General features: G+C 44.3%; 11 protein-coding genes. All 11 read left to right on the top strand.

The genetic code is table 11. The features are described 5' to 3' along the window. The first annotated feature begins 12 nt into the window (after nt 1–12). Nucleotides 13–204: a DUF951 domain-containing protein gene (locus FD04_RS03640; RefSeq protein WP_056947091.1), complete on the top strand. Its 192-nt coding sequence runs from the start codon at nt 13–15 to the stop codon at nt 202–204. 23 nt (nt 205–227) lie between these two features. Next, nucleotides 228–1,328 (top strand): redox-regulated ATPase YchF, encoded by a 1,101-nt coding sequence (gene ychF, locus FD04_RS03635; protein WP_056947089.1) that lies wholly within the window; start codon nt 228–230, stop codon nt 1,326–1,328. Nucleotides 1,329–1,626: 298 nt separating this feature from the next. Continuing rightward, nucleotides 1,627–2,379, top strand: coding sequence for a DUF1129 domain-containing protein (locus FD04_RS03630; RefSeq protein ID WP_056947086.1), 753 nt, complete (start codon nt 1,627–1,629; stop codon nt 2,377–2,379). Between the two features lie 293 nt (nt 2,380–2,672). Further along, entirely contained in the window at nt 2,673–3,815 is a 1,143-nt protein-coding gene (guaB, locus tag FD04_RS03625) for an IMP dehydrogenase (protein WP_054699290.1), read from the top strand. A 512-nt stretch (nt 3,816–4,327) separates the two neighbouring features. Then, nucleotides 4,328–5,017, top strand: a complete 690-nt coding sequence (gene croR / locus FD04_RS03620; RefSeq protein ID WP_056947083.1) for a response regulator transcription factor CroR — start codon at nt 4,328–4,330, stop codon at nt 5,015–5,017. 109 nt (nt 5,018–5,126) lie between these two features. Further along, on the top strand, nt 5,127–6,290 hold the full coding sequence (locus FD04_RS03615) for a sensor histidine kinase (protein ID WP_056947080.1): 1,164 nt from the start codon (nt 5,127–5,129) through the stop codon (nt 6,288–6,290). 41 nt (nt 6,291–6,331) lie between these two features. Beyond that, nucleotides 6,332–7,630: a D-alanyl-D-alanine carboxypeptidase family protein gene (locus FD04_RS03610; protein WP_056947077.1), complete on the top strand. Its 1,299-nt coding sequence runs from the start codon at nt 6,332–6,334 to the stop codon at nt 7,628–7,630. 316 nt (nt 7,631–7,946) lie between these two features. Next, nucleotides 7,947–8,675, top strand: coding sequence for an AzlC family ABC transporter permease (locus tag FD04_RS03605; RefSeq protein WP_056947493.1), 729 nt, complete (start codon nt 7,947–7,949; stop codon nt 8,673–8,675). 12 nt (nt 8,676–8,687) lie between these two features. After that, on the top strand, nt 8,688–9,032 hold the full coding sequence (locus FD04_RS03600; RefSeq protein WP_054699296.1) for an AzlD domain-containing protein: 345 nt from the start codon (nt 8,688–8,690) through the stop codon (nt 9,030–9,032). A 484-nt stretch (nt 9,033–9,516) separates the two neighbouring features. Continuing rightward, entirely contained in the window at nt 9,517–10,434 is a 918-nt protein-coding gene (locus tag FD04_RS03595; protein WP_054699298.1) for a hypothetical protein, read from the top strand. A 141-nt stretch (nt 10,435–10,575) separates the two neighbouring features. Continuing rightward, a complete protein-coding gene (locus FD04_RS03590; RefSeq protein ID WP_056947075.1) occupies nt 10,576–11,652 on the top strand; it encodes an AI-2E family transporter in 1,077 nt (358 codons plus the stop codon). Nucleotides 11,653–11,663: the final 11 nt, after the last annotated feature.

The following is an 11,663-nucleotide window of genomic DNA, read 5'->3' as shown; positions in this document are numbered from 1 at the left end:
AGGAGTGATACGATGTACGATTTAGGTGACTTAGTTGAAATGAAGAAGGCACACCCATGCGGTGTTAACCGCTGGGAAATTATTCGAATGGGCGCCGACATTAAAATCAAGTGTACCGGTTGCGGTCACATTGTGATGCTCAGCCGACGTGAATTCGAAAAGAAACTAAAAAAGGTGCTTGAAAAAAAGCAACAAACTGACTAAAAAAGGAAGAGTGAGACTGTACTATGTCATTAACAGCAGGAATCGTCGGCTTACCAAACGTTGGTAAGTCAACCCTATTTAACGCGATTACCAAGGCAGGCGCCGAGATGGCTAACTACCCATTTGCCACGATTGATCCAAACGTCGGGATGGTTGAAGTGCCAGATGATCGTTTGGACCGGATCCAAGAATTGATCCCAGCCAAGAAAGTTGTCCCAACTACCTTTGAATTTACCGATATTGCCGGAATCGTTAAGGGTGCCAGCAAGGGTGAAGGTCTGGGTAACAAATTCCTTGAAAACATTCGTCAAGTTGATGCCATCGTGCACGTGGTACGTGCCTTTGACGACGACAACATTACGCACGTTTCAGGCAAAATCGACCCAATTGATGATATCGAAACGATTAACCTTGAATTAGGCATGTCTGATCTCGAAGCCGTTGACAAGCGGTTGGCTAAGGTACAGCGGGCTGCCAAAGGTAACGATAAGGAAGCTAAGGCTGAACTAGCGGTTCTTGAAAAGATCAAGCCAGTCCTTGAAGCCGGTAAGGGCGTTCGAACAATCGACTTTGACGAAGATGAACAACCAATCGTAAAAGGTTTATTCTTGCTGACTAGCAAGCCAGTTCTTTACGTTGCCAACATCGCTGAAGATGACATGGCTGACCCAGAGAGCTCAAAATACTTTAAGACAATTGAAGATTACGCCGCTCAAGAAGGCGCGGAAGCAATTGCCGTTGCTGCTGAGGCTGAAGAAGAAATTGCACAACTTGATGACGATGAAAAAGCTGATTTCTTGGAAGCTGAAGGTGTTGAAGAACCAGGCTTGAACCGGTTGATTCGGGCCTCATACAACCTGTTAGGTCTCCAGACCTTCTTCACTGCAGGCGGTAAAGAAACTCGTGCTTGGACCTTCAAGAAGGGCACTAAAGCACCTCAAGCAGCCGGCATTATTCACTCTGACTTTGAACGTGGGTTCATTCGTGCTGAAGTCATGGCTTTTGCTGATCTAGATCAATACGAGTCCGAGGCGGCGGTTAAAGAAGCTGGTCGTTTACGCGTAGAAGGTAAAGACTACGTGATGAACGATGGGGATATTGTGGAGTTTAGGTTTAATGTGTAGAGTGAGATAAACGGGGTTTAAGGCCCAGAGTGTAAGCAACTGATTCGGATAGCCGGATTTTGGCTATTTGAATCAGTTGCTTACATGGCCGGACCTTGCCGTTTATCGCACGTTTAGTCTATGTAACATGTGTCAGTGCGGTTTGATTTTAATGTAGCTGAAACGTGTGAAAAATAGCAATTCCCGGCCGTATAAGTCACTAACCCACACGACCCAGTTTCAGGGTCGTCCGGGTTAGCGACTTATACTCTGGGAATTAACCGCTATTTTTCACACTCTAACCAGGGAGGATTACCAATTGAGCGACAACGAAAAGCGCAATGCGAATGCGCAACAACGTAATCGTAACGCAGGCGTTCATCAGGATCGTCATAATACGGCCAAAAATGAGCGGGCTGCGTTCGATAACATCGGCCTGACGAAGCGTAACGCGGAGTACATGTACCGATTCAATCAAGCTTTACAAGGGTCGAAATTAACGGCTGAGAAAAAGTCTGAGATTATTCAGACAACGATCACCGAAATTCAAGCGGCCCAAAAAACCGGTAAAACGGCGCGTAATTTATACGGCAACGACGTTAATGCACGCGTGAAAGAGATTGTAGAAGGGCCTGAGCGACCAGCTGGTGCGGATGACCCTTATTGGCCAAGTGCGCTTTATAACGGTCTAACGTTCTTTACGATCTTTAGTTTGATGTTTGGTATCATGTATCTGGTCTCACCAGCAACGCAAAAGGCTAGCCAACCAGTTGGTTTAACTTCAATCATTTTCTCTGCAGTGATTGCCGGGTTGGCCTTGCCAATGATTCCGCGGTTGTTTGATTCCAAACGTGAGCACAAGTATTCGCTTTGGGTTCGGATTCCGTTGGTAATCTTATTCATGGTGGCATGGCTATTGCTGTTCTACGTCATGGCCTTCCTGCCAAGCATCTTAAACCCAGTCTTAACGGCATGGCCACAAATTATTTTAGGGGCGCTTTCTGCGCTTGGGTCATACTTCGTCAAGCGACGTTGGGATTTACGACAAGGCTTCTTTACAGCTAGTCGTTAAAAGTTAACTTAAATTAGATAAGGGATTCGTTGATAGCATTCGCCTGTTGAATGCAGTCAATGAATCCCTTTTCAGCTTTAATCTCAAATGAGATTACGAACGATTCGGTAACTTTTAATTTAAATTGTTCAGAGTGTATTTGAACAAATTCTAAACTATGCTAAAAATTGCCGGAAAAGCACTAGAATTCGAACAAAAATAATAACAGTTTGATGAGAATACTTGCTTTTTGTGAAAACGGCTGGTATATTACGAAACAATACAAAAAAATTAATAAGGGAGCGTTTATTTCAATGACTACTAATTGGGATTCGAAGTTTGCAAAGCAAGGGATTACTTTTGATGACGTGTTACTGATACCTGCAGAAAGTCATGTGTTACCAAATGATGTCGATTTGAGGGTCCAATTAGCAGATAATTTAAAATTAAACGTCCCATTTTTAAGTGCCAGCATGGACACGGTGACGGAATCTAACATGGCGATTGCCATGGCCAATAATGGTGGTTTAGGTGTCATTCACAAGAACATGAGTGTTGAAGCCCAAGCCGGTGAAGTGGCCAAGGTGAAGGCTTTAGCTGCTGATAAAATTGATACGAAGCACGCCGCTGTGGATGATCAAGGCCGTCTCTTAGTTGCCGCTGCTGTTGGGGTTACTTCTGACACGTTTGAACGTGCTGAAGCTTTACTTGACGCCGGTGCTGATGCAATCATCATTGACACCGCCCACGGTCACTCAGCTGGCGTTTTACGTAAGATTGCTGAAATTCGTGAAAAATTCCAAGCAGCAACGTTAATTGCCGGCAATGTTGCAACTGGTGCCGGTACTCGGGCATTATTCGAAGCCGGCGTTGACGTCGTTAAAGTTGGTATCGGTCCTGGTTCAATTTGTACCACTCGAGTCGTTGCTGGTGTTGGTGTCCCACAACTCACTGCAATCTATGACGCAGCTGAAGTTGCCCAAGAATTCAACAAACCAATCATCGCTGATGGTGGTATCAAGTATTCAGGCGATATCGTTAAAGCCTTAGCCGCTGGTGGTAACGCAGTTATGCTTGGTTCAATGCTTTCAGGGACTGATGAAGCCCCTGGCGAAGTTTTTGAAGACAACGGTAAGAAGTACAAGACATATCGTGGCATGGGTTCATTAGCCGCAATGTCACATGGTTCTGCAGACCGTTACTTCCAAGGTGGGGTGAACGAAGCTGATAAGCTAGTTCCCGAAGGTATCGAAGCCCGCGTTGAGTACAAGGGTAGCGTTGACGATATCATCTTCCAAATGGTTGGTGGCCTCCGTTCAGGTATGGGTTACACGGGGTGCAAGACCGTCACTGACCTCATCAACGATGCGCAGTTCGTGCGCATCTCAAACGCCGGCTTAGTTGAATCACATCCACACGATGTGCAATTAACGAAGGCAGCGCCTAATTACAAATAATGAAGTGAATTGAATAATGAACACGCTGGTCGATGGTGAATGGTTGCTGTCGTGTGGCGTGTTTTTTTGAGAGTGGAGCAAAACTCGGTTAGGTCTCAGAAGTGAAGCGAACGAAAGTGTGAATTTCTGATTTTGGGGATTTTTCTCTTTCGTTTGTTTTTGATAGATGCACTTTTTTGGCTGCGTTGCTGAAACGTGAGTATGATGGCAGCTCCCGGCCAGATAGTCGAATAACCCATATGACCCAAAAACAGGTCACATGGGTTATTCGACTATCCTCTGGGAACTAACTGCCATCAGACTCACTCTGAATTCCTAACAAGAACCTTAAGTTAAACGATTAATAATGAATGATTGGCTAAGTTTTGTTAAGATAGACCTAAGCGGGCCCGATACTTTATTGGTGGGCACTGCTCCTGAGGCTTTACCTGAATGGTATGGCAGTTTCACATGTAATTTAGCGTAAATTAACGCATGATTTAATATGACGGCACATAAGGAGAACTTATAACATGAAAATTTTAGTTGTTGATGACGATAAAGAAATTGCCCAATTACTTGAGATTTACATTAAGAACGAGGGCTACGAACCAATCTCCGCTTATAACGGGCGTGAGGCCTTAACTAAGTTGCACACGACGCCAGATATTGGCTTGATGATCTTGGATATCATGATGCCTGAAATGAACGGGATCGAAGTCATTAAGGAAGTTCGGAAAGATTCCGAATTACCAATCTTGATCTTATCGGCTAAGACCGATGACATGGATAAGATTCAAGGCCTAATCAGCGGTGGTGACGATTACGTGACGAAGCCATTTAACCCATTGGAAGTGATGGCTCGGGTTAGATCCTTGCTTAGACGGGCATCTGATCACGTGACTGAAGAAAAACCAGACGTGTTAGACATCGGCTCACTGACCATCAACAAAGATTCTCATGAAGTTAAGACGTTGGCCGGCAAGCTCGTTAATTTGACGGCTTTGGAGTTTGGCATCCTTTACTTATTGGCGAGCCATCCTAACCGCGTCTTTTCTGCCGATGAGATTTTCGAACGGGTCTGGCGTCAAGAATCAATCGTTTCAGCTAAAACGGTGATGGTCCACGTGTCTCACTTGCGGGATAAGATTGAAGAAGCCACTGGTGGCGAAAAAGTCATTCAGACGGTCTGGGGCGTCGGCTATAAGATTGAAACGCATTAATACGGAATTTATGAACTAATTTTAGCGTAGTTACAAGTGAGCTTGAGGACGGCTGAGCAAGCTTGTAACTAAGCTAGTTTTTGCTTACGCGGACTTGTTGGAGGAAAACGTGAAACTTACCACTCGAGAAAAAAGTGCCTTGATAATGGAAGGAATCGTTACGGTTGTGATCCTGTTACTGGTGAACTTATCAGTGATTGTGATCTTGAACGAAATGATCCAAACTAATCCGGGCTTACAAGACGGCATTTTTATCATTAAGCGCTCAGTCTTTATCGGCCCGACGCATTATCAGCTCTGGAGCTGGGAGAATATTTTCATTGTTTTAATGGTGATATTTGATGTTGGGGTCGTTTATTGGCGTCTGATTCGGCGTTATCATCAGATGCAGTTGCGCCATATTATTGGGGAACTGCATTACATTGCCAATGGTCATTTCGACCACCGCATTCCCTTCACGTTGAAAGGCGATACACAACGGGTCGTGACCTCTGTCAATTCGCTGGTGGATTCCGTCATTGCGTCAATTGATGAAGAACGTCGGATCGAAAAGTCCAAGGATGAGCTGATCACCAACGTCAGCCACGATTTACGGACACCACTGACGTCGATTATTGGCTATCTTGGCCTGATTGAAGATCACCAGTATCACTCCGAAGAAGAAATTCTTAAGTACACCAACACAGCCTTTAGCAAGGCCAAACAGATGAAGTCATTAGTGGATGATTTATTCGTCTACACTAAGATGCGCCAAACGGATACACCGTTGTCAATTGCGACGTTAGATGTTGACCAGATGATGGAACAACTCGCGGCTAGTTTTGAATTAGAAGCTGGCGAGAAAGGCATGTCGATCAGTGTTGAAACGCCGGATGAACCAGTCCATATTGAAGCGGATGCCGAGAAGCTCGGCCGGGTCTTTAATAACTTAATTTCCAATGCGTTGAAATACGGTGAAGGTGGTAAGCACATCGCTTTACGGGTGAACCCGGTAAGCGATGATGAAGTCGTGATCAGCGTTGAAAACGACGGCCAAAAAATTCCGCGTGCCGCACTCGGTCAAGTGTTTGAGCGATTCTATCGGGTTGAGGAATCCCGCTCAAAAGCCACTGGGGGAACTGGATTAGGACTCGCAATTGCCCAGAGTATTGTTAGTTTACATGGTGGTTATATTTACGTCACTTCTGATGATGAATTGACGCGGTTTGTCATTCATTTACCCGTTAAAAACGGTGTTAAAATAAAAAATCAACAAGTTAAACCAACTCATTAAAGCCGATACAGTAACCTTAAACTGAATCAACGGAGGAAACGATGGTATTTAAAACAGTTAAAAGTCGCTTTCAAATCGGCTTATTTGCGTGTGTATTTTTCATCATGATGTTGCTTGGTGGTTTGACTGCCAATGCGTCATCACTCAATCTACAAGTCAAGTCGGCAATTGCCATTGACGCAGATACAGGCCAGGTTTTGTATCAGAAAAACGATGCCAAGTCACTGCCAGTTGCCTCAATGACCAAGCTATTATCGACGTACATCGTGCTTCAACAGATTAAAAGTGGTAAGTTGCACTGGAATTCTCGAGTAAAAATTAGTCCAGCTGTTGCCAAACTGAGCCGCAACACCGAACTGACTAACGTACCGTTAAGCGCAAAACGTACATATTCCGTTCGCGAGCTCTATCAAGCAACCCTGATTTATTCGGCCAATGCTGCGATTACGGCGTTGGGCAATAAAGTCGCAGGTTCACCGCACCAATTTGTCAGCCTAATGCGTAAAACTGCCAAGCAATTGCATCTTAATAGTGCCAAGTTAATTACCGCTTCAGGGATCACGAATGGCCAAGCGGCGAGTCTGGGTTACGCTTCACTTCCCAAAAAAGATGAAAACACCATGTCTGCCAGTGATGTGGCGAAATTAGCGCAAGATCTATTAAAGACTTATCCAGAAATTCTACAGACAACCAGTCAGGCTAAAATGTGGTTTGACAAAGGAGGTTCCAGTCAGACTGAGATGACGAATTGGAACTTGCTTTTAAAGGGTGAGACCCAGTATGATGCGACTTTACCAGTAGATGGCTTAAAAACTGGCACCTCGACAGCAGCTGGCGGGAACTTTGTTGGGACAGTGAAGAAAAATGGTCATCGGATTATTACGGTGGTCATGCACGCTGCCAACAAGTCAACGGGTGATCCAAGTCGCTTTGTTCAAACCAAACGGTTAATGAAGTGGGTTTACGCCACATACAAGCCAATCGCGTTGACAACTAAGACCTATCAATTGAGTGATATCAAAGTGCCAATGGGGAAGACAACGACGACGAGTGCAACCGTGGCTAAACCAGCTACGGTCTGGATTCGTAAGCAACAAACAACTAAGCAGTTAAAGTCATCGGTCACAATTGACTCAGCCTACCAAGCCAAAAAGGGTGGCCTGAAAGCACCCATCAAAGCCAATACGACTTTTGGTGTGACGAAGCTAACGTTGGCTGGTCAAAGTATTCCCCAAGTTGGTCAATCGGGTACAATGCGCTTACCTATCAAGACAACTGTTTCGGTAAATCAAGCCAACTGGATTGTTCGAACTTGGCGCAACTTTGTAGCGTTATTTTAGCAATTTAATTAAAGAATTAAACTAAAACCGAACTGTCTGAATTTATAAAATCAGTCAGTTCGGCTTTAATCTGTTTTTCTAGTCGGTAAATCGCTTCACCTGTACTGGCTATCCGCTTAACTTGTGAAATGGTCGTAGGAAAACGACATGAAACATGGTAAAATATGCTTGTATTGTGTCATTGTCGATGGACGTTTCTGGTAATATGTACGAACGTTTCATCAAGAGTCAAAAGCTTTGTATGGAGGCATAATTCTTGACTAAACAAGTGCCAAACCCAAATGAGCCCAAGTGGCGCTCCACGCTTCGTGTATCGATGCCACTTAATTTGAGTTATATCCCAATTGGTCTTGCGTGTGGGGTGTTGTTGCACGCAGCCGGATTTAACACGATATTAACCGGGCTTGTTTCAATTGTTATCTTTTCAGGTGGTGCGCAATTTATGATTGCGTCGATGTTAACAATTAATGCACCACTGTTGTCCATTGTGCTAATGTTATTCTTCTTGGAGTTACGTTACGCACTGCTCGGATCAAGCTTATCTCGGTACCTCACCAAGGAGACCGAACGCTTTAAATTTGTGTTTGCACTTTCTATGAACGATGAAAACTATGCGGTTAACTACTTAAAATTTGCGACTGATAAAAAGTGGACTCCGCGAGAAGCGTTGATGGTTGAACATTACTCACTGTTATTCTGGACGGTCAGCAACTTGATTGGTAGTCTAATTGGGAGTGCGTTAAAGATTGATTTAACGGTTGTTCACTTTGCATTAACGGCGCTATTCCTGTACATGATTATTATGCAGGTCAAGAGTCGGTTAACAATTTTTGTTGGAATTATTGCGGCTGCTTTGGCAGCCTTCTTCCTAGTACTGACCAAGAGTACTTTGGGATTAGTTATTTCAACGTTAATTGCATCGTTTATCGGGTTTGCGTTAGAACACTACCTTAAGACCAAGAAACCGGGCAGTCGGTTCCTTTACAAAATCCACAGTCCTGGTAGCAAGGAAGATGCAGTCGAAGATTCTGGCGAAAACGGTTAATAGGGGAAAGCTATGGCAGCAGTAAATCACTGGAACACAACGCAACACTTAATCTTAGTCATATTAGGGTTCTTCGTGGCCTTTGCGCCACGATATCTCCCAATCAAAATTTTTACCCAACGTAAGATTCCGGAGTGGTTCAACGAATGGATGCGATTTGTGCCCGTGTCGTTGTTTACCGCACTTGTGGTCAAGGATGTCTTCATCAGTGCCACTTATCAAGTTGACATTATGCACCACTTACCCGAGATCGTTGCGGCGGTTATTGTTGGCTTTATTGCCTACTTTACCCGTTCAATGGCACTTTCAGTTGTGGTAGGATTGATTAGCGTTTTCTTACTCGCGATGGTGTTGTGAGACATATTTAATATTGTAATTTATGAGACTAATTCGTTTTTTGAATTGGCCTTTTTTATTTTGGCGAAAATTCCCGGGGTAGGTTCGCCTTTGGCCGCCAGCCAGTTTTGTCAAGTAGCTGTGGGACCGACTTCAACCGCTTCGCGTTTTCCGTCTCGCTTCTGAGCCCCAAAAACCACGAGTTTCAGAAACGTCCAGTACCACTAAACGCTGACGCGTAAAGTGGTACTAGTCACTGCTACCCGACAAAACTGGCTTCTGGCACTACGGCTTATATCCAGGGGGAAATTCTTGCGGTTGAAAATGAACTACTAACAAAAGAATGAGCTTTACAATAAAAACCGCGTTCCCTGTAGTGGCAGTGACAGTGACGAGCAATCAAGCCGATTCACAGTCCTTTACCTAAATTTAACGTTGGAGTTCTGCGTGACCATCGGCATCATGGTATAATGAAACGTAATAAACTGAGCTGGGAGGAATTGGTTTGAAGAAGTGGATATGGACCATTGTGACGGTATTGGTTATTGCAGTCATTGGCGGGGTTGCATTTACCAGCCACCACATGACACAAAAAGCATACACGGCCGCAATGACGACTGGGAAAACGGCAATTCAAAAGAAGAACTACTCGGTGGCCGAGTCGGCTTTTCAAGAGGCGTTAAGACACCGAACGAACGATAAGTTAGCACAGGGGTACCTCACGCAGACACAGCATTTTGTGGCCGCAGAATCGGCCATGTCTGATAATGACTTCAGTACGGCTAAGTCTGAGTATACGAAGGCTCAAAATGAAGAACCGAACAACGCAACGTTGATGAAGCGGGCAAAAGCTGCTTTGAAGCAACTCAAAACGATCCAACTGAAGGCAGACATGTTTAAGCAGATTTATGATCAAGCCCTGACACAGAATAAGGGTCAGTCTTACACGGCTTCGAATGCAACATTGGACCGCATCTTCAAGGATTCTGACGCTAAGAAATCATACTACACCGACATCTATAATCAGGCCGTTGATTTACGTAAGGCCAACAATGATGCTATTAAGAACGGTGGCGATGGTACTGCGTCAAGCGATGTCACAAGTTCAAGTACGTCGACCACAACGGACAGTTCAAGTAGTACCGGGACAAGCAGTAGTAGCTCGGTAGCTGGATTAACTGATTCTGAAAAACAAGCGGCCAAAAACTACACTGGTTCAAACGAATATACGGTTTCAAAATCACAAACTGAATTGAATGGTAAGACCATCACGGCTTCGCAGATTGCATCTGCCCGTAAGACGCTTTCGTCAATTGGCGTGGCATCAGGAAGTTTCTCTGATCAAGATGTTCGTAATGGTTTGATTGCGGCAAATAAGGCGGGAATTTCTTTCAAGTCGTATGCAGAGAAAAACTACAAATAGCAATACGGAAAGTTCCTGTTGACTCACATTTGCTGTGGAAACGGGAACTTTTTTATTTTAAAATAAAACCAACATTTAATTAACTGCGTATGTAAAGTGTAGAAAATTTGGCAGTACGTGAGATTCAAGGGAGGCGTCCATTTGGGGTTATATCAACGATTTGTTAACAACGTTGCGTTACGACGTTGGGTGGTTTTAATTGTTTTAATGGTGACACTGTGGCTTGTGAGGGGTGAGATGAGTCAGATTCTACTGACCTTTATCTTCACGTTTCTAATCATACGGCTTATTGATAGTATCCAGAAACACGTGCCAATTCCGTCACAAATTATCGTGGTGGTCGTATACATCTTATTATGTTTAGCGTTGTATTTTGCGATTACCACTTACATCCCCAAGATTACCGGTCAAGTGGTTTCATCAGTCCAATCGATCTACAATTTCTACCAAAATTCATCAAATGACACGAATCAGACCGTTCGATTTGTTTCGGACTGGCTTGGTAAATCCAACATTATTCCGCAAGTTAAGGATGGTGTTAAGGTGCTGGTGGACTACGTGACGAGCATTGGGACATTTGGTGTGACATTTTTGATGTCCTTAATTTTAAGCTTCTTCTTTACGATTGAGCTGAAGCCAATGCGTTCGTTTTCTCGGTTGTTTTTAAGTAGTGATTACGGCTGGTTCTTTCAAGACATCTCATACTTCGGTCATAAGTTTGCGGAGACTTTTGGGGTGGTATTAGAAGCCCAGTTTTTGATTGCCATTTTTAACACGGCCATCACCACGGTGGGGTTAGCATTCCTACACATTCCACAACTGCTGGTCGTTGCCATCATGATCTTTATCTTAAGCTTGGTACCAGTTGCTGGCGTGATTATTTCGGCGGTACCGCTCAGTATCCTTGGATATTCGGTTGGCGGTTTCCGCGATGTAGTCACCATTTTGATTCTGTTATTAGTGGTTCATGCACTAGAAGCCTACGTCTTGAATCCTAAGTTAATGTCGAGTAAGACGGAGTTACCCATTTTTTACACCTTCGTGGTATTATTGGCAGGCGAGGCAATGTGGGGAACCTGGGGTTTGATCGTGAGCGTTCCGATTTTTACCTTCTTCCTTGATATTTTAGGCGTCAAAAAAGCACATGGCTTACACGTTGCGCCAGCTGAGCTGACCAAGAAGCTAAAAGAACGCCGGCATTCTAAGTCGGATGATTAAGTTATACTAAG

Source organism: Secundilactobacillus odoratitofui DSM 19909 = JCM 15043 (assembly GCF_001434895.1).
Classification (GTDB): Bacteria; Bacillota; Bacilli; order Lactobacillales; family Lactobacillaceae; genus Secundilactobacillus; species Secundilactobacillus odoratitofui.
The sequence above is the reverse complement of the archived record's forward strand: the minus strand, read 5'-3'. Positions and strand labels throughout refer to the sequence as shown.

What these genes read in the sequence shown, in the direction of transcription:
- FD04_RS03610 (WP_056947077.1), top strand. Translation starts at nt 6,332, where the DNA reads ATGGTATTTAAAACAGTTAAAAGTCGCTTTCAAATCGGCTTATTTGCG.
- FD04_RS03605 (WP_056947493.1), top strand. Translation starts at nt 7,947, where the DNA reads ATGCCACTTAATTTGAGTTATATCCCAATTGGTCTTGCGTGTGGGGTG.
- FD04_RS03640 (WP_056947091.1), top strand. Translation starts at nt 13, where the DNA reads ATGTACGATTTAGGTGACTTAGTTGAAATGAAGAAGGCACACCCATGC.
- FD04_RS03600 (WP_054699296.1), top strand. Translation starts at nt 8,688, where the DNA reads ATGGCAGCAGTAAATCACTGGAACACAACGCAACACTTAATCTTAGTC.
- ychF (WP_056947089.1), top strand. Translation starts at nt 228, where the DNA reads ATGTCATTAACAGCAGGAATCGTCGGCTTACCAAACGTTGGTAAGTCA.
- guaB (WP_054699290.1), top strand. Translation starts at nt 2,673, where the DNA reads ATGACTACTAATTGGGATTCGAAGTTTGCAAAGCAAGGGATTACTTTT.
- croR (WP_056947083.1), top strand. Translation starts at nt 4,328, where the DNA reads ATGAAAATTTTAGTTGTTGATGACGATAAAGAAATTGCCCAATTACTT.